Annotated in this window: 17 protein-coding genes; 9 read left to right on the forward strand and 8 right to left on the reverse strand. The window is 65.9% G+C overall.

Annotated elements, in window-relative coordinates:
• Positions 1 to 125 precede the first annotated feature (125 nt).
• Genes V9K97_RS04930 through V9K97_RS04950 form a run of 5 tightly spaced genes read right to left on the reverse strand, consistent with a single transcriptional unit; the run spans position 126 to position 6,144 of the window.
• Positions 126 to 1,736, reverse strand: coding sequence for an FAD-dependent oxidoreductase (locus V9K97_RS04930; RefSeq protein WP_337316677.1), 1,611 nt, complete (start codon positions 1,734 to 1,736; stop codon positions 126 to 128).
• Positions 1,737 to 1,743: 7 nt separating this feature from the next.
• Complete coding sequence (locus V9K97_RS04935) at positions 1,744 to 3,294, reverse strand: polyamine aminopropyltransferase (RefSeq protein WP_337316679.1); 1,551 nt, start codon at positions 3,292 to 3,294, stop codon at positions 1,744 to 1,746.
• A 15-nt stretch (positions 3,295 to 3,309) separates the two neighbouring features.
• Positions 3,310 to 3,528 (reverse strand): DUF350 domain-containing protein, encoded by a 219-nt coding sequence (locus V9K97_RS04940; protein ID WP_015868006.1) that lies wholly within the window; start codon positions 3,526 to 3,528, stop codon positions 3,310 to 3,312.
• A gap of 57 nt (positions 3,529 to 3,585) precedes the next feature.
• Positions 3,586 to 5,085, reverse strand: a complete 1,500-nt coding sequence (locus V9K97_RS04945; RefSeq protein WP_258503084.1) for a DUF4178 domain-containing protein — start codon at positions 5,083 to 5,085, stop codon at positions 3,586 to 3,588.
• A 9-nt stretch (positions 5,086 to 5,094) separates the two neighbouring features.
• Positions 5,095 to 6,144 carry an SPFH domain-containing protein gene (locus V9K97_RS04950; RefSeq protein WP_337316681.1) on the reverse strand — a complete coding sequence of 350 codons (1,050 nt, stop codon included), beginning with the start codon at positions 6,142 to 6,144 and terminating at the stop codon, positions 5,095 to 5,097.
• A 167-nt stretch (positions 6,145 to 6,311) separates the two neighbouring features.
• On the opposite strand from V9K97_RS04950, the gene V9K97_RS04955 reads away from it, so the two are divergent.
• The 4 genes from V9K97_RS04955 to V9K97_RS04970 all read left to right on the forward strand — a co-directional run bounded on the left by V9K97_RS04955 (position 6,312) and on the right by V9K97_RS04970 (position 9,948).
• Positions 6,312 to 8,654, forward strand: coding sequence for an NADP-dependent malic enzyme (locus tag V9K97_RS04955; protein ID WP_337316683.1), 2,343 nt, complete (start codon positions 6,312 to 6,314; stop codon positions 8,652 to 8,654).
• Positions 8,655 to 8,837: 183 nt separating this feature from the next.
• The gene (locus V9K97_RS04960; RefSeq protein ID WP_337297294.1) at positions 8,838 to 9,251 is read left to right on the forward strand and encodes a ribonuclease domain-containing protein; all 414 of its coding nucleotides are present in this window, start codon (positions 8,838 to 8,840) and stop codon (positions 9,249 to 9,251) included.
• 50 nt (positions 9,252 to 9,301) lie between these two features.
• The gene (locus V9K97_RS04965) at positions 9,302 to 9,727 is read left to right on the forward strand and encodes a barstar family protein (protein WP_086012221.1); all 426 of its coding nucleotides are present in this window, start codon (positions 9,302 to 9,304) and stop codon (positions 9,725 to 9,727) included.
• Positions 9,706 to 9,948 carry a hypothetical protein gene (locus V9K97_RS04970; protein WP_200934360.1) on the forward strand — a complete coding sequence of 81 codons (243 nt, stop codon included), beginning with the start codon at positions 9,706 to 9,708 and terminating at the stop codon, positions 9,946 to 9,948. The genes V9K97_RS04965 and V9K97_RS04970 overlap by 22 nt, the downstream gene beginning before the upstream one ends.
• Before the next feature lie 47 nt (positions 9,949 to 9,995).
• Here the strand turns inward: V9K97_RS04970 and rsmA are convergent, their stop codons facing one another.
• From rsmA to V9K97_RS04985, 3 genes are read right to left on the reverse strand one after another with little or no spacing between them, the layout of a single operon-like run.
• The gene (gene rsmA / locus V9K97_RS04975) at positions 9,996 to 10,766 is read right to left on the reverse strand and encodes a 16S rRNA (adenine(1518)-N(6)/adenine(1519)-N(6))-dimethyltransferase RsmA (protein ID WP_258503088.1); all 771 of its coding nucleotides are present in this window, start codon (positions 10,764 to 10,766) and stop codon (positions 9,996 to 9,998) included.
• A complete protein-coding gene (locus V9K97_RS04980; protein ID WP_337316687.1) occupies positions 10,766 to 12,172 on the reverse strand; it encodes a peptidylprolyl isomerase in 1,407 nt (468 codons plus the stop codon). Before V9K97_RS04980 ends, rsmA begins: the two co-directional genes overlap by 1 nt.
• A gap of 17 nt (positions 12,173 to 12,189) precedes the next feature.
• Positions 12,190 to 14,772: an LPS-assembly protein LptD gene (locus V9K97_RS04985; RefSeq protein WP_337316689.1), complete on the reverse strand. Its 2,583-nt coding sequence runs from the start codon at positions 14,770 to 14,772 to the stop codon at positions 12,190 to 12,192.
• 234 nt (positions 14,773 to 15,006) lie between these two features.
• Between V9K97_RS04985 and V9K97_RS04990 the strand changes: the two genes are divergently transcribed.
• The 5 genes from V9K97_RS04990 (at position 15,007) to V9K97_RS05010 (ending at position 20,153) form a co-directional block, all read left to right on the forward strand.
• The gene (locus V9K97_RS04990) at positions 15,007 to 16,101 is read left to right on the forward strand and encodes an aminoglycoside phosphotransferase family protein (protein WP_337316691.1); all 1,095 of its coding nucleotides are present in this window, start codon (positions 15,007 to 15,009) and stop codon (positions 16,099 to 16,101) included.
• Positions 16,102 to 16,836 (forward strand): 16S rRNA (uracil(1498)-N(3))-methyltransferase, encoded by a 735-nt coding sequence (locus tag V9K97_RS04995; RefSeq protein ID WP_337316693.1) that lies wholly within the window; start codon positions 16,102 to 16,104, stop codon positions 16,834 to 16,836.
• 79 nt (positions 16,837 to 16,915) lie between these two features.
• Positions 16,916 to 18,280 carry a M20/M25/M40 family metallo-hydrolase gene (locus tag V9K97_RS05000; RefSeq protein WP_337316695.1) on the forward strand — a complete coding sequence of 455 codons (1,365 nt, stop codon included), beginning with the start codon at positions 16,916 to 16,918 and terminating at the stop codon, positions 18,278 to 18,280.
• Between the two features lie 101 nt (positions 18,281 to 18,381).
• A complete protein-coding gene (locus tag V9K97_RS05005; protein WP_337316697.1) occupies positions 18,382 to 18,843 on the forward strand; it encodes a YidB family protein in 462 nt (153 codons plus the stop codon).
• Positions 18,844 to 18,977: 134 nt separating this feature from the next.
• The gene (locus tag V9K97_RS05010) at positions 18,978 to 20,153 is read left to right on the forward strand and encodes an MFS transporter (RefSeq protein ID WP_337316699.1); all 1,176 of its coding nucleotides are present in this window, start codon (positions 18,978 to 18,980) and stop codon (positions 20,151 to 20,153) included.

The raw sequence follows: 20,153 nt of genomic DNA on the forward strand, positions 1-20,153 counted from the left end.
AAAGGTTTCAGTCGAAGCGCGAGACCATGCCGATTGCGCGTGACGCGGCCATGACATGCAACGTTTAGAGCCGGAGCGAGGACTTGTTCACCATCAGCCGGGGCATCACCCCGCGGCGGAGATCTTCATGCGGCGACCGTGCCCGCAACGTGCCCACGCGTAAACGCTTCTTCAAAGATGGAGTAGCCCGACCAGTCCGCATGCGCGAACGAGAGACGCCCGGCGGCAACGTGGCCGCGGTGCGCAGTACCCATGCGTGCCAACAGGCCCGGCGTTGGAATGGCCATGGCGTGGCCGTAGCGGGTGATCTCGACGCGCGTGGCCAGCTCCGGCAGGTCCGGATGCGGCACCGAGAGCTCGGCAAGCAGGTCGTCGCGCCATCCGGTCCAGGGGCGGTCCTGCAACAGGCGGCGTCCGTCCACCGAGTCGTAGCTGCTCGGCCCGAGGGGGCGGTACCAGCTGATGACGGTGCCGCGCGGCGTAGGGTCGAGCGTCTGGTGGCGCGCATCGACGTACCCCAGGCCGCGTGTGCCGTACACGACGTTGTCCCAGCTCGGCGCCGCGCCGGGGCGGTCGGCAAACGGGCCACTCAGGTGCACGTTGGCGACCAGCCAGGGCGCATGGCGCACGTGCGCGACGGCATTGCGCAGCACCTCCGGCGCGTTCTCGACGATGCGGGCGGCGATGAACACCGGCAGCGCGACGATGCAGCGCTCGGCCTGCCAGCGCACCAGCGATTTTGTTTCGGCGTCCCATGCGTCGACCTCCACGCCCCCGCGCAGATCGGCGATGCGCGTGACGACCTGCCCCGTATGCAACCGGTCACCCAGGGGCTCGGCGAGCCGCTTGGTGAGCCAGCCGTTGCCCTCGGGCCAGGTGAGCACGCCGTCGCGTTCGGGGTTCGAATCCGCACCAACGCCCGACGAACCCGGCGCATGAAACCCGTGCCGGCTTGCGAAATAGTGGATGCCGGCCCAGGCCGAAACATGGGCGATGCCGGCGCCATAGTCGTCGCGGCAGCAGTAGTCGAGGTACCAGCGCAGTTGCGGATCGCTGAAGCCTTCGCTGTCGAGCCAGCGCTCGAACGGAACGGCGTCGAGCGCGAGCAGCTCGGGGGTTGCCGCCACCTTGAGCGTGGGAATGGCGAAATGCGCCGCGTGCTGCAGCGCATCGATCCGTTGCGCGAACTTGCGGTACTGCGCATGGGTGCTCTCGCCGACGTCGTGCACGGGCAGGAGGCCGTCTTGCCACTCGCCGCGAAAGAACAGGCGCTCCTGCGGGCTGTGGCAAAGGTTGCGTTCGTCGTATTCCCAGCGACCGGCCACGCGGCGGCGCAGGCCCAGTTCCTCCAGCAGGTCTTGCACCTCGCGGGCGTTGTCGTCGGGCACCGGCAGGTAATGCGCGCCCAGCGGGCAGGCAATGCCGTTGACCATGCCGGCACGGGAGTTGCCGCCGGCCGTGTCTTCGAGTTCGAGCAGGGCGAAGTCTTCGATGCCCGAAAGCCGCAAGGCGCGCGCCGCGGCAAGGCCTGCAACGCCGCCTCCGGCGATGACCACGCGCGTGCGCTTCGCGGTTGCAGGGGCCTGGCTCTTGAGCGCGCCGTCGCGCATGGCGTGGCCTCGCGCCATGTCGATGCCGGTGAAGCCGCCTTCGATGATTGGCTGCGGCGCCTCGCAGCCCGCGAGGGCAAAGGCGCCCGCCGCACCCACTGCACCGAGAAAATCGCGCCGCTGCATGCCGGGGCTAGTGCGTCATGACCTTGCCCCACTCTTGTTCGTAAGTGGTGACGAGGGTCTGGTTCGACAGGCGGTTGACCTCGGCCGGCACACGCGCCATGTCGAGTGGAAAGTCGAACATCAACGGCAATGTCGAAGGTGCCAGGAAACGCAGTCCGGAGGGCAGCGCATCCGGCATGCGGTACGGGCGGCGGCTGGCGATGATGTAGCCCCACTCGCCGAAGCTCGGTACATGGGCGTGATACGGCGTGGCCTTCAGACCGACCGACTCGATGGTGGTTGCCACGGTCCAGTAGCTCTTGCGCGCCACCAGCGGCGATGTGGTCTGGATCACCGCATAGCCGCTCGCGGAAAGACGCTTTTCGAGCAACGAATAGAAGCTGTTGGTGTAGAGCTTGCCGATGGCAAAGTTGGTCGGGTCGGGAAAGTCCACCACGATGACGTCGAACATGTCTCCGGGTTGCTGCAGCCACTGGAAGGCGTCGGTGTTGACGACCTTCACCTTGGGCGACGAGAGCGCATGGCCGTTGAGCGCAGCCAGCGTTTCATGCCCGGCAAAAAGCTGGGTCATGTTCGGGTCGAGCTCCACCAGCGTGACCGATTCGACCGAGGGGTACTTGAGAATCTCGCGCACCGCCATGCCGTCTCCGCCGCCGAGCACCGCCACTTTCTTCGGTGCGCCGTGCGCGGCCATTGCCGGGTGAACGAGCGCCTCGTGGTAGCGGTATTCGTCGCGCTCGGCGAACTGCAGGTTGCCGTTCAGGAACAGGCGGTGCCCGAGTTGCCCGCGCGTGACCACGATGCGCTGATAGGGCGAACTGGCGCTGAACACGATGTGGTCCTGGTAGAACTTGTCTTCGGCCAGCGTGGTGATGTGGTCGGCCCACACAAAGGCGCCAAGCAGCGCCGCGAGCGCAAGAAAGCAAGCCACCGCGTGGGCACCCATGCGGCGCAGTTCATGGCGAAACAGCCACAACGCCCACACGGCCACGGCCGCGTTCATGAAGCCGAACAGGAGCCCCGTGCGGATCATGCCGAGCTGCGGCACCAGGATGAGCGGAAAAGCCACCGACACGGCCAGCGCACCGAGGTAGTCGAAGGTGAGCACCTGCGATACCAGGTTCTTGAGCTGGATGTTGCGCTTGAGGATGCGCATCACGAGCGGTATCTCGAGCCCCACCAGCGTGCCCACCACCATCACCAGGCCGTAGAGCAGCAGGCGGAAGGCGCCGGGCACGTACGCGTTGGCCAGGAAAAGAATGGCCGGCAGCGCGCCGCCGATGAGCGCAACCAGCAGTTCGATGCGAAGGAAATGCGCGGGCAGCTGGCGCTCGAAATAGCGCGAGAGCCACGAGCCGACACCCATGGCAAACAGGTAGGTGCCGATGATGGTGCTGAACTGCAGCACCGAGTCGCCGAGCAGGTAGGAGCTCAGCGCGGCCGCGGTCAGTTCATAGACCAGGCCGCAGGCGGCCACCACGAACACGCTGGCGAGCAGCGCAATTTCAACGGGCTGCGGCCCCTTGGCCGGCGGCGCCGGACTGACAGGAGCGTCCACGGAAGCAAGCAAGCGCTAATGGATTGCCGCGGCCACGATGACGCAGATGCCCAGGCTCATTGCCGCGACCACCAGCCCCAGCGCGACGTTCTGCTTCTCGACGATCTCGCCCCACAAATCGTAGGGCGTGAGCTTGTCGATGATCAGGAAGCACAGCCAGAAGATCAGCACGCCAAGCAGCGCATACACGAGCGATCCGAGGACCACGCCCGGTTTCAGCCATTCAAATCCCATGGGGACCTCCAGTCGTAGTAGCAGTAGTGAGAGAAGACATCGCGAGAAACTCCGCCGTCATTTGTGGCCGCCGCCGCTCGAATAGCCGCCGTACGAGCCGCCCGTGCTGCGCGAGCTCGAACAGTTTTGCACGCTCGGGTCGCAGCGCGACGAGCAGGTGCTCAGGATGATGAGCAGAACGATGACGATGATCACGATGAAGATGATCGTGCCGCAGCCCATGCCCGACGCAGCGCTGACGGGCAGTGCGTCGCCGCGCACGAACATGTCCTTCTTGTCGTCGAGCTTGAACGCGGCGGACACCGCGCCGCTGTCGAGCTTGCTGCCCGATGACCACGTCAGCTCGTTGGCCGAGCGCTCCATCGACAGCAGCGCGTTGCCGCTGGCGAAGTCGCGGTTGAAGGTTTTCTGTCCGCGCTCCACCTGCCAGTAGAACTCGCCCGCCACGTAGGTGGTTTCGGCGTTGTAGGCGTATTGCTGGGTGTAGCGCTTGCCAAGGTAGCTGGCGCTGCTGCCGTTCTCGGCCATGACGGGCGCGCCGGTGGTCGGCTTGACCATGCTCCAGCCGTCTTCGGCGTCGACCAGGAAGCTGAAGCCGCGCTTCTTGTTGTACAGCAGGTACTCGCTCCAGCCGAAGTGCTCATCGTCGCCCGGCTCGGTGCCCATGCGGTGCTGGAAGCCCACCACCTGCCACTGTGCGCCCTGCAGCTGGCCCACGCTGCCGATGGCGATGAGCGGGCGAACGGGTTCGTTCTGCTCCGCGTGCTTCAGCTCGCCGCCAATGCCTTGCGACAGGTCGATGATGCTGTCGCACGAGCCGCAGGTAATGCTCTTGCTGTCGGCCAGGTTGACGGTAACGGGCGCGCCGCAATTGGGGCAGTTGAAGGCGCGGCCTTTTTCGTCCTTGGCGGATTCGTCGCGCAGGCCGCTGAGCTGCAGGTCTTCGAGCTGTACCGAGCGGCCCAGGTACGCGCCCGGAGGCTGCGTGCTGTAGTCGAGACTGAGCACCAGCCCGTTGCCGCTGCGCAGCTCGACCATGGGGAACGAGCGGCCCAGTTCCGGCAGATGCGAGAGCTCGCCCTGGGCGGAAAGCAGCGCCACCTGTTCGTTCGACGAAACGGTGTAGCTCTGGCCGTTGAACGCGCTGGTGGCGCCCACGCGCAGGTCGGTGGGCGGCGGCGCGACGCGCTGCAGTTCGAACGGCAGCGCAAAGACATAGGCGCCGTTGTCCTCGCTCAGGACGCCGGCTCGGCCGTCGTCGAGAGCGGCAATCCATTCGGTCCAGCGCCCGCCCGGGTGGCTGTATTGCAGGCGCCCGACGATGGTGAACGGCTGGTCCTGGATCCGGCCGGCTGCAAGCAGCTGCAGCGGACTGAAGTCGTCGAACAGCTCGGCCATCTTGCCGATGCGCGCGAGCGTGTCGCCTTGGCGCACGACGGTGCTCTGGCAATACGGGCACACCGCATGCGTCGATTGCGCGGAACGGAATTCGACCGGTGCGCCGCAGCCAGGGCAGGGCGCACGGTAGGCGCGCTGGGCGCCTGGTTGCTCAGCCATTGCCGGTGCTTAGACCAGCTTCTTGAGCAGCTCCGCCTTCTTGGCGTCGAACTCTTCCTGCGTGAGGATGCCCTTGGTCTTGAGCTCGCCGAGCTTTTCGAGCGTGGTCATGACGTCGTTCGGGCTCACCACGGCAACAGCAGGCTGCTGCTGGGTTGCCGCAGCCTGCGCCGCTGCATTGGGGCTCAGGCCCTGGGCGAGGTTTTGCGCCAGCACCTGGCCGAGCGCCACCCCGGCACCCAGGCCCATGGCGTCGCCCGCAATGCCGCCGCCGTTGGCAGCGCCCTCGGCAAACTTGGGAATGGCTTGCGCGGTTTGGTATTGCATGAACTTGCCCATGTCGTTGCCGACCATGCCCATGCCGATCTTCTGGTCGAGGATCTTCTGCAGCTCTTCGGGCAGCGAGACGTTCTGGACCGTGATGTTCTCGAGCTTGATGCCGATCTTCTCGAACTCGGGCACCAGCTGCGCGGCCAGCGCCTGCGCAAACTGGATTTGGTTGGCCGCAAGGTCGAGAAAGGGCACGCCGCTGGAGGCAATGGCGTTGCTGATGTTCTGCAGCACCAGGCCGCGCAGCTGGCCGTCGAGGTCCGCCACGCCGTAGATGTCGCGCGTGCCGGAAATCTCGGTGTGGAACAGCTTGGCGTCGCCAATGCGGAACGAGTAGTTGCCGAAGGCGCGCAGGCGCACGGCGCCGAAGTCCTTGTCGCGGATGGTGATGGGCTGCGGCGTGCCCCACTTCTGGTCGACCTGCTGGCGCGTGCTGAAGAAGTACACGTCGCTCTTGAAGGGGGATTCGAAGAGCTTGTCCCAGTTCTTGAGGTACGTGAGCACGGGCAGCGTCTGCGTCGTGAGCTTGTACATGCCGGGGCCGAACACGTCGGCCACCTGGCCTTCGTTGACGAACACGGCCACCTGCGACTCGCGCACGGTGAGGGAGGCGCCGTTCTGGATTTCCATCTCGGCCATGGGGAAACGCCAGGCCAACGTGCCATCGCCAGTCTCGGTCCACTGGATGATGTCGATGAACTGTTTCTTGATGAAATCCATCAGGGCCATGGCCGCTCCTCGTCGAATTTTTTTACAGACTGCGCATATTGCCACATCGCCTTGACAGGCCGGCGTGCTTTCGGCAAGGCCCATCCCCCGCCATACGGCCTATGGCGTCATGGGCCGAGGTCTACAATCGGCGCCCCCAGAAGAAGCGCCACCAGGAGCAACGGCACATGTCCGATTCGACGAACTCATCGACCCCTACGCCCGAAGACAAGCGCGCCGAGTTGCGGCGCGCCGCCCTCGAGTACCACGAGCTTCCGGTGCCGGGCAAGATTGCCATCGCCGCGACCAAGCAGATGGTGAACCAGCGCGACCTGTCGCTGGCCTATTCGCCCGGCGTGGCCGCGCCCTGCGAGGAAATCGTCAAGGACCCGGCCAACGCCTTCAAGTACACGGCGCGCGGCAACCTGGTGGCGGTGATCACCAACGGCACCGCCGTGCTGGGCCTGGGCGACATCGGCCCGCTGGCGGCCAAGCCGGTGATGGAAGGCAAGGGCGTGCTTTTCAAGAAGTTCGCCGGCGTGGACGTGTTCGACATCGAAATCGACGAAAAGGACCCCGCCAAGCTGGTCGAGGTGATCGCGGCGCTGGAGCCGACCTTCGGCGCCATCAACCTTGAAGACATCAAGGCCCCCGACTGCTTCTACGTCGAGCGCGAGCTGCGCAAGCGCATGAAGATCCCGGTGTTCCACGACGACCAGCACGGCACGGCCATTACGGTGGCTGCGGCCATGCTCAACGGCCTGAAAGTGGCGGGCAAGGACATCACCCAGGTCAAGCTGGTCACCTCCGGCGCGGGCGCCGCGGCGCTGGCCTGCCTGAACCTGCTGCTCAAGGTGGGCCTGAAGCGCGAGAACGTGTTCGTGACCGACCTGGCCGGCGTGGTCTACGAAGGCCGCGAAGAGCTCATGGACGACGACAAGCGCCAGTACATGCAGAAGACCACGGCGCGCTCGCTCGCGGAGGTGATCGAAGGCGCCGACGTGTTCCTGGGCCTGTCGGCCGGCGGCGTGCTCAAGCCCGCCATGGTGGCCAAGATGGCGCCCCGCCCGGTGATCTTTGCGCTGGCCAACCCGAACCCCGAGATCTCGCCTGAAGACGCCCACGCGGTGCGCCCCGACGTGATCATGGCCACCGGCCGCACCGATTACCCGAACCAGGTCAACAACGTCCTGTGCTTCCCGTACATCTTCCGCGGTGCGCTCGACTCGGGCGCCACCACCATCACCGACGAGATGGAAATTGCCGCGGTGCACGCCATTGCCGACCTGGCGCAGGCCGAGCAGAGCGAACGGGTGGCCGCCGCCTACGTCGGCGAAAAGCTGTCTTTCGGCCCTGAATACCTCATTCCGAAGCCGTTCGATCCGCGCTTGATGATGAAGATCGCTCCGGCGGTGGCCAAGGCCGCGGCGGAGAGCGGCGTGGCCACGCGCCCCATCAAGGACATGGACGCCTACCGCGACCGCCTGCAGAGCTTCGTCTATGCCTCGGGCACCACCATGAAGCCGATCTTCGACGCCGCCAAGCGGGCGCAGAAGAAGCGCGTGGCGTACTGCGAGGGCGAGGAAGAGCGCGTCCTGCGCGCCGCGCAGATCGTGGTGGACGAAGGCATTGCGCGCCCCACGCTGATCGGCCGCCCGGCCATCATTGCGCAGCGCATCGAGAAGTTCGGCCTGCGCCTGAAGGAAGAGCTGGACTACGACATCGTCAACGTCGAGCAGGACCACCGCTACCGCGACTTCTGGCAGACCTACCACCGCATGACGGAGCGCAAGGGCCAGACGGTGCAAACCGCCAAGATCGAGATGCGCCGCCGCCTGACGCTGATCGGCGCCATGCTGCTGCACAAGGACGAGGTCGACGGCATGATCTGCGGCACCTGGGGCACCACGCTGATCCACCTGCACTACATCGACCAGGTGATCGGCAAGCGCCCCGGCGGCTGCGAAAGCACCCCGCAGGACGTGCCGGTGTACGCCTGCATGAACGGCCTGCTGCTGCCCGACCGCCAGGTGTTCCTGGTCGACACCCACGTCAACTACGACCCCTCGCCCGAGGAGCTGGCCGAAATCACGACCATGGCGGCCGAGGAAATGATGCGCTTCGGCCTCAAGCCCAAGGCCGCGCTGTTGTCGCATTCCAACTTCGGCACCAGCAACGAGCCCAGCGCGGTCAAGATGCGCAAGACGCTCGACCTGCTGCGCGTACAGGCGCCCTGGCTCGAAGTGGACGGCGAAATGCACGGCGACGTGGCGCTCGACAGCAAGCAGCGCGCGGTCGTCATGCCGCACAGCGCGCTCGCGGGCGACGCCAATCTGTTGGTTTTTCCGAACATCGATGCAGCCAATATTTCTTACAACCTGCTCAAGACCGCGGCAGGCGGAAATATCGCCATCGGCCCGGTGCTGCTCGGGGCTGCCAAACCTGTGCATATTCTCACGGCCAGCGCAACTGTTCGGCGCATCGTGAACATGACAGCTTTGACTGTCGCTGACGCAAACGCGGAGCGATAGGCTCTCTGGCGAGAGTGGCTGCCCACTTAAACAGCCGCTCCCCGCCCCTTCGCACTGCTCAAACTTTGGGCAGTCGCTTGCTATTTTCGCCAGCGTGGTGCACACTCGCGGGCTTGAATTTGCGGGTTAACCCCAAGGTTTGCCCGCCAATTCGGAACCCCCGCTCTTTTCTTGTGGTGCCCCATGGCGGCTTACGCCTCGATCACGTCCTCTGTCACTAAGTTTGCGCTCACCGGCTTTGTGCTGGCGGCGTTGGCGACGGGGGCCGAGGCCCGCCGCGAGTGGTTCGGCACCGGAAAGCCCGCCCAGGAATCGATCGCACTGTCCGAATTGCCGGTTCAGGGCCAGCGAACCTACGAAGCCATCCTGAGTGGCGGCCCCTTCCGATACGAAAAGGACGGCACTGTATTTGGCAATCGCGAGCGTCTTTTGCCGCCGGCGCGGCGCGGTCATTACCGCGAGTACACGGTGGCAACACCCGGCTCGCGCGATCGCGGTGCGCGGCGCATTGTCTGCGGCGGTGAACAGCGCACGACACCCGAGGCCTGCTGGTATACGGCAGACCACTACGCGAGTTTCAGACGGATTGCACCATGAGCGATGACAACGACTTGAGCGGCGCCCCGAAGCGCCCCGAAGAAATGATGATGACTATGGAAAGACCAGCGGAGATGACCTTATCCCTTCGTGCCGTACGCCCGAACATCGTGCAATCGATTCGTGCGTTCCGCGTGAACGACCTGCAGGAAGCCGCCAATGCAGCGGGCCAGCACTTCCTGTATGCCAACCTGGGCAATGCCCAGACCAAGCAGGACGTTCTCGACCTCATCGCGCAGCAGTTCACCTTTCCGGCGCACTTCGGCAAGAATTTCGACGCGCTGTACGACTGCATGACCGACCCGTTGCATAAATCGGGCCCGCAGCCCGGTTTTGTCATCGTGCTCGAACAGATTCCGGCCAACGCCAAGTTCGACAAGGAAGCGCGCGAGCAGCTGCTCGACATCTTCCGCGACGCCTCGGACTACTGGGGCGACCGGAAGGTCCCGTTCCGGTGCTTCTATTCTTTTCTGTAGCCCGTTCTGCACACACCAGCCAAGCAGAACGGGCGAACGAGGCTCAGCCGAACGGCGCAGCACTCGATGGCATCGAAATCAACGGCGGCACAGCTGCCGCGGCAACCGGCACGGAGCCGGAAGGCGAAAAAATGCCGACCGACAAACTGGTCGACGTTTCTCCGCTCGCATTGCGCATGAGCAGCCCGTTCAATGCGGGTTACTGGCTGGCGGCGGCTTAAAAGCCCTCGCCCCCGTCGCAAAAAAAGCCCGTTTCGACAGGCTTTTTTTATTTGGGCTCGGGGGGGACGGCCTGCGCCAAGGCCACGTATTCGGCCACTGGCACTTCCTCGGCCCGGCGCTGGGCGTCGAATTCGCCCGCAAAGCCATGCTCTTCGAGCCACCTGCCCAGGGTATGCCGCATGATCTTGCGGCGCTGGCTGAAGGCGACCTGCACGATTTCACCGAGCCGCGCGGCATCGACGGCCGGCGGCTGCGCCAGCGGCACCATTCGCACCACGGCGCTGTCGACCCGCGGCGGCGGATCGAAGCTCTCCGGCGGCACGAACAGCACGTTTTCCATCTCGTAGCGCCACTGCAGCATCACGCTCAGGCGGCTGTAGTCGGAAGTGGCGGGCTTGGCGACCATGCGGTCGATCACTTCCTTCTGCAGCATGAAATGCTGGTCGGCAATCAGGTGGGCGAAGCCCAGCAGATGAAACAGGATGGGCGTCGAGATGTTGTAGGGCAGGTTGCCGACCACGCGCAGCGGCGTCGGAAACCGGGCGGCGAGTTCGGCGAAATCGACCTTGAGCACGTCCGACTCGATCACATCGAGCTGCGGATGGTCCCGCAAGCGCTTGGCCAGGTCGCGGTCGAGCTCGACCACCGTCAGGCGCCCGAGCCGTTCGACCAGCGGCTGCGTGAGCGCCGCCAGCCCCGGACCGATCTCGACCATGGCATCGCCGGGCTGCGGTGCGATCTCGTGCACGATCGCATCGATGATGCCGCCATCGGACAGGAAATGCTGCCCGAACCGCTTCCTGGCGATATGTGCCATCAGGACTGGGGCGTCTCGCGGTATTCGACGTAGGCGCGCGCGCGCACTTCCTGCACCCAGGTGGTGAAGGCTTCCTCGACCCGCTGCTCGCGCAGCACCGCGCGTGCGGCTTCACGCTGCTCGGCCTGCGTGAGCTTGGATTCACGGCGGCCGACCACCTGGATCAGGTGGACGCCGAAGCGCGACACCACGGGGTCGCTGATCTGGCCCGGTGCGAGCCGGTCCATGGCTTCTTCGAACTCGGGCACGAACTGGCCCGGACGCGACCAGCCGAGGTCGCCGCCTTCCTTGGCGCTGGCGTCTTGCGAGTTGTCGCGCGCCAGGCCGGCAAAGTCGGCCGAGCCGGCTTGCACGCGGCGCTTGAACTCGGCCAGCTGCGCAACGGCCTGCGCGGTGGTGCGCTTGGGATCGTTGAGCAGCAGGATATGGCGCACCTGGGTTTGCGTAACGGTGGCGTCTGTGGCGCCCAATTGGGCCTTGGCCAGCACCTTCAGCACATGAAAGCCCGCGCCCGAGCGGATGGGGCCCGCAATGCCGTTGACGGGCACCGACTGGGTCGCTTCGACGAAAAGCGTCGGATAGCGGTCGGCGGTGCGCATGCCGATGGCGCCGCCGTTGGCGCGATCGGGCGAATCGGAGTTTTCCTGCACCAGCTTGGCGAAGTCTTCACCAGAGCGGGCGCGCTGCGCGAGGCCCTGGGCCTTCTGCTGCAGCGTGGCCACCTGCGCATCGGTGGCGTTCTCGGGCACTGCGACGAGCAGCTGCGCGAGATTGATGTTCTGCAGGGCCGCGGCCTTGGTGGGCGAGTTGCGCTGGTCGCGCAGGTATTCGTCGGCTTCGGAATCGCTGACCTTGACCTTCGATTCGACTTCGCGGTCGCGCAGGCGCGTGAGCAGCAGCTGGTCGCGCAGGTCGTTGCGGAACTGGCGTGCCGTGATGCCTTCGGCCGCGACACGGCGGCGCAGTTCTTCGAGGCTGAGCTCGTTCTGGCGCGCCACGGTCTGCTCGGCCTGGTCGATCGCCACGTCGTCCACCTTGATGCCGTTTTCCTTCGCCAACTGGAGCTGCGCGCGCTCGGAGATCAGGCGCTCGAGCACAAGGCGTGTGAGTTCAGCGCGGGGCACGCGCTCGGCCTCCGGGTTTTCGCGGACCAGGCGCGTGACGCGCGTCTGCACCTCGGTGTTGGTGATGGGCTCGGAATTGACCAACGCAACGATGTACTCGGCCGATCGCTGCACGGGCGCCGCAGCGGGAGGAGCAGCACTGCGCTGCACCGGCGGTGCAAGGCGTGGCCCCGCGCGCATGATGTCCGTGATGCCGCCGCCGGAACGCAGGCCCTGCGCGCCCGACGTTGCGGCCAGCGCCGCAAGGCAGCTCAGGGTAAGGATGGAACGGATGTGTTTCATGGCGTTGCTCAATCGTCTCAGTCGTAATTGGTGAAGCGGCTCGGCGCCTCGGTGGGCTCGCGAAGGGGCTGGTAGCGCTGGATGTTTTGCCGCAGGGCCTGCATGGGACTCGATCCGATGCTGGAAAATCCGACGAATTCAAGCTGGAACATGATGCGGGTGTTCGCCGTGACCTGTCCGGTGGTCACGCGCTGCAGCACCACGCGGCCGATCCAGCAGCAGCCGTCGTACTCGAAACCGAGCACGCCGTCCGTGAGTTTCTTATCCTGCAGGCTGTAGTTGAGCCGGCCCACCGCATACCAGCGGCCGCCACCCTGGCCCTTGCCCGGACCGAGGTCCTTGCCCTTGTCGCCCCACAGGTCGTTGAGCGGCCATTGCCAGCCCACGTCGATCGACTTGTTGCCGTCGGTGGCGGTCGGGGTACTGGGCGCCTGGTAGCGGAATGCGGCGCTGAGGTTGTGATACGGCTCGGGGTTGTAGCGCGCGCTGATGGCCGAGCGCGTGGACCTTTGCGTGTCGGGGTTGTACTGCACGACGGTGTCCAGGGCCCACTTGGGCGTCCAGTTGATCTGGGCGCCCACCAGCAGGTCGCTCGCGCGGTCGGTGACAGGCACGCCGCCCGGCAGCGTGACCTTCTGGTCGCTGAAGCGCAGCCGCTGCGCAATGCCGAAGCGCGCCGCCTCGACGCCGGTGGCGGGGTCGATCAGGCGGGACGTCACGCCGAGCGTGAGCGTGTTGGTGTCGGAGATGCGGTCGTTGCCCGAGAACGCGTTCTCGGTATAGATGGTCGCAAAGCTGAAATCGTTGGCCGCCGAATCGTAGTTCGGCAGCATGCTCTGGTTGCGGTACGGCGTGTAGACGTAATAGGCGCGCGGCTCCAGCGTCTGGCGGAAGGCACGGCCGAAGTAGTTGGCGTCGCGCTCGAAGATCAGGCCGCTGTCGAGGCTGAAGGTTGGCACCGTCCGGTTGCTCGACGTCGGGAAGAAGTACAGCGAGTTCGGGTTGTAGGGCACGCCATTGACGTACGTGATTCCGTTGACAGTGAGCTTCGGAACGTCCGCCTGCGGCAGGTAGTAGTTGTACGAAGTCGCATGGAGCTGCAGCTTCGGAATGATGAAAGAGCTCGGCGTGATGAACGGGCGGCTGATGGTTGCCTGCGCGAAGGCGCGGTCCCCGTCGGGCTGCGACTGCTGGTTGACGTCGAAGCCGGGCTGGCCGCTCAGGATGCTGTTGACCCGGAAGCGCGTGTAGTCGAGGTTGAGCCCCACGTCGAAGCCGTGCCAGTCGTACTTGGCATAGTTCGCGGTGATCTGCGGCATCCGGTCGTACGACGGCACGATCGGCGAGAGGTTGTATTGCAGCGTCTGGTAGCGCGTGGTGCGCAGAATGCCGCTCCAGTCGTCCTTGGCCCAGTTGAGCGACGCTTCGTTCGGCAGCTGGCGCTGCGCCAGCGTGGGCGTGCGCGTGAAGTCGCGCCAGTAGTCGTCGTCGCTGACCCGGTTGATGTTGATGTTGGCCGACAGCGAATCCAGGCCCAGCGCCTTGGCATTGAACTCCTGGTGATGGGTGCCCCAGATGCCCCAGCGCTTGCTGCTGTTGGGCGCCGCGGTCAGGTCCTTGGCCTGGATTTCTCCGTTGGCCAGCTGCTGGAGTTGGCTGGCGCGCAGCTCGTTGTAGCGCTGGCCCACCAGGCGGTCGCTGCCCATGAAGTCGAGGCGGATGGTGCCGTTGTACCCCTTCTCGAGATAGCGGAATTCCGAGCCCAGGTTGAGCCCCCGCTTGCTCATCAGCGTGGGCGTGAACGTGGCATCCCGGTTGGGTGCGATGTTCCAGTAGTACGGCTGCGAAATCTCGATGCCGTTGGTGTTGTCGATGCCGATCGTCGGCGGCAGGAGGCCGCTCTTGCGCTCGCTGGACAGCGGAAAGCTCACGCTCGGCAGCGGCGGCGTGCTGATGCCCATGAAGCTCAGCCGCGCATTGGTGGCCACGCCGATGTTTTCCTCGGTGTCGGTGGTCATGGTGGCTGCGGTCAGCAGCCAGGCCGGCATCCAGCCCGGGTAGTCTTCGCGGCGGCAGGTGGTGTAGGTGGCGCTGCGGGCCACCGACACGCTGCTGTCGACGAAATCGATGCGCTGCGCCTCGCCGTGCCCGCCGGTGGCAAGAAAGCTGTAGCGCACGTTGTTGAAGAAGCCCTCGAAGGTCTCGAGCTTGAGTTCGAGCTCGGGCCCTTCGTACACGTTGCCGGCCTGGTTCACCCGCACGTTGCCGCGCGCCTTGGCGCGGTCGTCGGGCTGGTAGTACTCGAGCCGGTCGGCGGTGATGGCGACTTCGCCGCGCCGCAAGGTGGCGTTGCCCTCGACCACGGTTTCCAGGTCCTGGCGGCCCGACAGGCGATCCCCGGTGATCAGGCTCGGCAGCTGGCTGCGCTCCGCGGGGGGCAGTGTTTCAGTCAGTTGCGGCGTGCGCTTGAGCACCAGCGGGCCGTCGAGGCCGCCCGCCGGCTGCGCGGAGGCGCCGTGCGCGTGCAGCAGCGCCAGCGACAGCAACGCCAATGGCAGCGGCGGGCCGGAACGCCGCAAGGCAGCAGCACGTCGGCTCATCAAGCCTCCCGCCGCATCGTTCCGGAGAAGGACCGCAGTCTCCCCAAGGAGGGCTGCGAGTGCACAAGGTGCCAAACGTGGGAGCTTTGGATCGTAGGCATCGGTCAGGAACGAAGGATCGTCGGGAGGACGGCGCGGCAGGCCGGCAGGTTGCAGGGGCCGGCGGCAACTCTGTTCGACCAGGGAGGACCGCAGGAGTTGCCGCGCCAGGCGGATTTGTAGAATCGATTATCCATGACAGCACCCCCGTCCCCGGCCACCGAGCCCGCACCCCCTGCCAACCCCATTCTGTGGGCCGATCCGCAGCGCGCCGCGGTGTTCGAAGGCTGGCTGGCCGGCATTGCCGCCGCGCACCGCCTGCTGCCCGGCACCGTTCGCCTCGCTTCGGCCGATGCGAGCTTTCGGCGCTACTTCCGCGTCGACGCCGCGGAGGCCGCCGGCACCCGCATCGTGATGGATGCGCCGCCCGACAAGGAGAACAGCGAGCCGTTCGTGCAGGTCGCCCGCCTGATGGCCGAAGCCGGCGTCACGGCGCCGCGGGTGCTCGAATGGGACCGGCCGAACGGTTTTCTATTGCTCGACGATCTCGGCCACCAGACCATGCTCGACGTGATCGACCCGGCCAAGCCCGATGCGAGCCGGCCGCTCTACGACCAGGCGATCGACGCGCTGATCCGCTGGCAACTGGCGTCCAGGCCGGGCGTGCTGCCGCCGTACGACAGGGCGTTGCTCGAACGGGAACTGGCGCTTTTTCCCGAGTGGTACATCGGCCGCCACCGCGGCATTGCCGTGGAAGGCCAGCTCAAGGAGCGGCTGGATCGGAGCTTCAAGCTCATCGTCGAAAGCAACCTGGCCTCGCCCAGTGTCTACGTCCACCGCGACTTCATGCCGCGCAACCTGATGGTCCGCAATGATGCAGACCTCGGCGTGCTCGACTTCCAAGATGCGGTCTACGGCCCCATCACCTACGACATCGCCAGCCTGATGCGCGACGCCTTCCTGAGCTGGGATGAAGAATTCGTGCTCGACATCACCATCCGCTACTGGGAGGCCGCCCGCAGGGCCAAGCTGCCGGTCGATGCGGATTTCGGCGCCTTCTATCGCTCGGTCGAATGGATGGGGCTGCAACGCCATCTCAAGGTGGCCGGCATCTTCGCCCGCCTGACGCTGCGCGATGGCAAGCCGCGCTACCTGGCCGACACGCCGCGCTTCATCGCCTACATCCGCTCCACGGCCAGCCGCTACATGGAGCTGACCCCGCTGCTGCGCGTGATTGACGAAATCGAAGGCAGCTCGGCCATCACCGGCTTTGCCTACGGCAGGGTCTAGATGCCCCGCTTTCACTGCCCGGTGCCGCTGGCCGCCGGCGTCACCCTGGCGCTGCCGCCCGGCGCCGCGCGCCACGTGCAGGTGCTGCGGATGCAACCCGGCGATGAACTCACGCTGTTCAACGGTTCCGGCGGCGAATACGCGGCCACGGTCGAGCGCATGGGGCGCAGCGACGTTTCCGTCACGGTCGGCGTCCACACGCCGACGGAGCGCGAAGCCGCGCGCGCGGTGCATCTCGCGGTCGGCATGCCGGCCAACGAACGCATGGACTGGCTGGTCGAAAAGGCCACCGAACTGGGCGTCGCGAGCATCCAGCCCCTGGCGACCGCCCACGGCGTGCTGCGCCTTTCGGGCGAGCGTGCCGAGAAGAAGAGGGCGCATTGGGAAGCGATTGCCATTGCGGCCTGCGAGCAGTGCGGCCGCAACCGCGTGCCGGTGATTCATCCGGTGCGGTCTTTCTCGAGCCCCTCGGCGTGGATCGACGCAGCGGCAGGCAAAGAGGCGCTGCGCCTCGTCCTGAGCCTGGCCGAAGGCACGCGCCGCCTGGCCGACGCCATTGAGTCGGCTCCGGCCGATCGAAGCGTGCTGGTGCTGAGCGGTCCCGAAGGCGGCCTGAGCGCCGCTGAGGAACAAGAAGCACTCGCGTGCGGCTTTGCGCCGGTCACGCTCGGACCCCGCGTGCTGCGCGCCGAAACCGCGGCACTCGCCGCGCTGGTATCGCTGGCCGGTCACTAGGCCAGCCCGCCCGGGGTGCAAGTTGCGGAACAATGCTTGCTTCACCCATTCATCACAACCAGAGAAGGATCTTCACGTCATGCTTCGCTCGCCACGCGCGCTCCGATTTGCGCCCCTCGCTCCCCTTGTGCTGGCCATGCTCTTCGCCACCCAGGGTGCGCAGGCTCAGAACACCGCCGTGGCGCCCACGCCCGCGCAAGTCGCTCCCGAGGTGGACAAGGTCTTTACCCAGCTGACGGCGGCACCTTCGATCCAGAAGCTGCTCGACGCAGTCAAGGCCGACCATGACCGCTCGATCGAAGACCTGAAGATGCTGACCGAGATCGAGGCGCCTCCGTTCAAGGAACAGAAGCGCGCCGAAGCTTTTCTGGCGCGCATGAAGGCTCTTGGCCTCACCGACGCGAAGATCGATGCCGAAGGCAACGTGATCGGCCTGCGCAAGGGCACCGGCAACGGCCCCAAGCTGCTCGTTTCGGCCCATCTCGACACCGTGTTTCCCGCCGGCACCGATGTGAAAGTGAAGGAGCGCGACGGCAAGCTGCACGCGCCAGGCATCGCCGACGACACGCGCGGTCTCTCGGTGCTGCTGTCGTGGCTCAAGGTGCTCAACGACAACAAGGTGCAGACGGTCGGCGACCTCCTGTTCGTCGCCAATGTCGGCGAGGAAGAACTCGGCAACCTGCGCGGCATGAAGGCGATCTTCCGCGACAACCTCGACATCGACGGCATGGTGGGGCTCGAGCCTTCGCCCGATGGCAACGTGCTGATTCTCGGCACCGCGAGCCACCGCTATGAAGTCACGTTCAAGGGACCGGGCGGCCACAGCTTTGCCGCCTTCGGCCAGGTGCCCAGCGCCATCCACGGCATGGGCCGCGCCATTGCCAAGATCGCGGAAGTGCGCACGCCCAGCTTTCCGAAGACCACCTTCACGGTCGGCACCGTGGGCGGCGGCACGTCGGTGAACACCATTGCACCCGACGCTCGCATGGCAATCGACATTCGCTCGGACGACATGGCGTCGCTGCTCGAAACCGAGAAGAAGATTCTTGCGGCCATCGACGAGGCCGTGGCCGAGGAAAACAAGCGCTGGAACGTGTCCACGCTGAGCGCCAGCAACAAGCTGATCGGCGACCGCCCCGGCGGCCGCACGCCGTCCGACTCGGTGATCGTGGAGGCGGCCATCCGCTCGAACACCGCCTTCGGCCACAAGACGCTGCTGCGCGGCGGCAGCACCGATGCCAACGTGCCGATGTCGTACGGCATTCCGGCCATCATCATCGGCGGCGGCGGCAAGTCCAGCGGCTTTCATGCCTTGAGCGAATCGATCGACGTGACAGACGCATGGAAAGGCGCGCAGAATTCGCTCGTGACTGTGCTCGGCCTGGTCGGCGTGCAAGGGGTCAGCCCCGCATTGCTGCCGAAGCGCGCGGCGCGCACCAAGTAATTTGTCACACTGCGCGCTCGAAAGTGGGCAACCCCTTTCGCGCGCAGCCCATCGCGCTGGCGACAATGCCGGCAGTTCTGTCACACACCAAGGAAACGTCCATGGGAATGCTCGATTCGGTACTCGGCCAAGTGCTGGGAGGCGCTGCCCAACAGCAGCAGCCGCAAGGCGGCGGCATCGGCGGCTCGGGAGATCTCGGCGGCCTGGCCGGCGCGCTGGGCGGCCTGCTCGCCAACAATGGCGGCCAGGGTGGCCTGGGAGGGCTGGTCTCGAAATTCGAGCAGGCCGGCATGGGCGACGTCATCGGCTCGTGGATCGGCAAGGGAGAAAACCAGCCGGTTTCCGGCGGGCAGCTGCAAGACGCGTTGGGCAGCGACACCATCGCCAGCATCGCTTCCAAGCTCGGCATCAATGCGCAAACGCTGCTGCCCATGCTGGCTGCCATGTTGCCCACCCTCATCGACCAGCTCACGCCGCAAGGCAAGGTGCCGGAGCAAGGCCTGGACACGCCGAACGATCTCCTGGGTTCGCTCGGCAGCCTGCTGCAGAACAAGCAGCTGTAAGCCAATTTGCTCATAGAAGTTCCGGCGCCCGCGAGGGCGCTTTTTTTTGGCTGCCGCATTTCGACTGGCGCATCCGCGGCGAATCACGTAGAACCTCAAGCCTTCATGCCGCAACCTGCTTCCACCTTCTTCCGATGAACCGCAACCTCTGGCTGCTTGCCATCTGCCAGGGCTTGTTCCTGACCAACAACGTCACGTTCATTGCCATCAACGGCTTGGTGGGCCTGAGCATTGCGCCCCGCGGCTGGATGGCCACGCTGCCGATCATGGGCTACGTGGTGGGTGGTGCGCTGACCACCGGACTGGTGGCGCGCACGCAGCAACGCTTCGGCCGGCGCGGGTCGTTCCAGATCGGCCTGGCCGTCGGGCTCGGGTCGGCCCTGCTGTGCGCATTCGCGGTGATTTCGAAGAACTTCTGGCTGCTGTGCTTTGCCACGGTGGTGGCCGGCTACTACAACGCCAACGCCGGCCTCTACCGCTTTGCAGCCGCCGAGCTCGCGGCACCGGCGTGGCGCGAGAAGGCCGTGTCGCTCGTGATGGCCGGCGGACTGATCGGCGCCGTGGCGGGGCCCAACCTCGCCACGGCCACGCGCGAAGTGTTCGCCGTGCCCTTCGCGGGGGCCTACATTGCGCTGGCGGCGGTGGCGTTGCTGTCGATGGCGGTCATGCGCTTCATTGAATTTCCGCCCCCCCTCACACGCCAGCAGGCCATGGGTGGAAGGACGTTGTCGCAGCTCATCCGCCAGCCGGTGTTCATCGTGGCGGCCGCGGCGGGTGCGTTGGGCTTTGGCGTGATGAACCTGCTGATGGCGGCCACACCCATTGCGATGCAGATCTGCAGCCTGCCTTTCTCCGATGCCGCACTGGTGCTCGAATGGCACGTGATCGGCATGTTCGCGCCCGGCTTCTTCACCGGCCACCTGATCCGCCGCTTCGGTGCGCTGCCGGTGATGGGCGTGGGAGTTGCGCTCAATTTCGGCTGCATTGCCATCGCGCTGTCGGGTGTGGAGCTTCAGCATTTTCTGGTGGCGCTGTGTCTGCTGGGCGTTGGCTGGAACTTCCTGTTCACCGGCAGCACGACCCTTTCGCTCACGGCCTACACCGCGGAAGAACGAGACCGGGCGCAGGGCGCACTCAACTTCTGCGTGTTCGCGACGGTGGCACTGACCTCGTTCGCCTCGGGCGTGCTGGTCACGACGCAGGGCTGGCAACTGTTGAACTACGGTTCGCTGGTGCCGGTGGTGCTCACGGGCGCGGGGCTGCTGTGGCTCGCAAAGTCTCGCCGGCGCGAGGCGGCCGCAAACGCCTGA

It is taken from the genome of Variovorax sp. CCNWLW186 (assembly GCF_037203865.1).
GTDB lineage: Bacteria > Pseudomonadota > Gammaproteobacteria > Burkholderiales > Burkholderiaceae_C > Variovorax.

Bases quoted from the DNA above. Each gene is read 5' to 3' on its own strand.
- V9K97_RS04980 (WP_337316687.1), bottom strand. From the start codon at position 12,172: ATGAAACACATCCGTTCCATCCTTACCCTGAGCTGCCTTGCGGCGCTG.
- V9K97_RS04965 (WP_086012221.1), top strand. From the start codon at position 9,302: ATGACTATGGAAAGACCAGCGGAGATGACCTTATCCCTTCGTGCCGTA.
- rsmA (WP_258503088.1), bottom strand. From the start codon at position 10,766: ATGGCACATATCGCCAGGAAGCGGTTCGGGCAGCATTTCCTGTCCGAT.
- V9K97_RS04985 (WP_337316689.1), bottom strand. From the start codon at position 14,772: ATGAGCCGACGTGCTGCTGCCTTGCGGCGTTCCGGCCCGCCGCTGCCA.
- V9K97_RS04940 (WP_015868006.1), bottom strand. From the start codon at position 3,528: ATGGGATTTGAATGGCTGAAACCGGGCGTGGTCCTCGGATCGCTCGTG.
- V9K97_RS05000 (WP_337316695.1), top strand. From the start codon at position 16,916: ATGCTTCGCTCGCCACGCGCGCTCCGATTTGCGCCCCTCGCTCCCCTT.
- V9K97_RS04990 (WP_337316691.1), top strand. From the start codon at position 15,007: ATGACAGCACCCCCGTCCCCGGCCACCGAGCCCGCACCCCCTGCCAAC.
- V9K97_RS04950 (WP_337316681.1), bottom strand. From the start codon at position 6,144: ATGGCCCTGATGGATTTCATCAAGAAACAGTTCATCGACATCATCCAG.
- V9K97_RS04945 (WP_258503084.1), bottom strand. From the start codon at position 5,085: ATGGCTGAGCAACCAGGCGCCCAGCGCGCCTACCGTGCGCCCTGCCCT.
- V9K97_RS05010 (WP_337316699.1), top strand. From the start codon at position 18,978: ATGAACCGCAACCTCTGGCTGCTTGCCATCTGCCAGGGCTTGTTCCTG.
- V9K97_RS04995 (WP_337316693.1), top strand. From the start codon at position 16,102: ATGCCCCGCTTTCACTGCCCGGTGCCGCTGGCCGCCGGCGTCACCCTG.
- V9K97_RS05005 (WP_337316697.1), top strand. From the start codon at position 18,382: ATGGGAATGCTCGATTCGGTACTCGGCCAAGTGCTGGGAGGCGCTGCC.
- V9K97_RS04930 (WP_337316677.1), bottom strand. From the start codon at position 1,736: ATGCAGCGGCGCGATTTTCTCGGTGCAGTGGGTGCGGCGGGCGCCTTT.
- V9K97_RS04960 (WP_337297294.1), top strand. From the start codon at position 8,838: ATGGCGGCTTACGCCTCGATCACGTCCTCTGTCACTAAGTTTGCGCTC.
- V9K97_RS04955 (WP_337316683.1), top strand. From the start codon at position 6,312: ATGTCCGATTCGACGAACTCATCGACCCCTACGCCCGAAGACAAGCGC.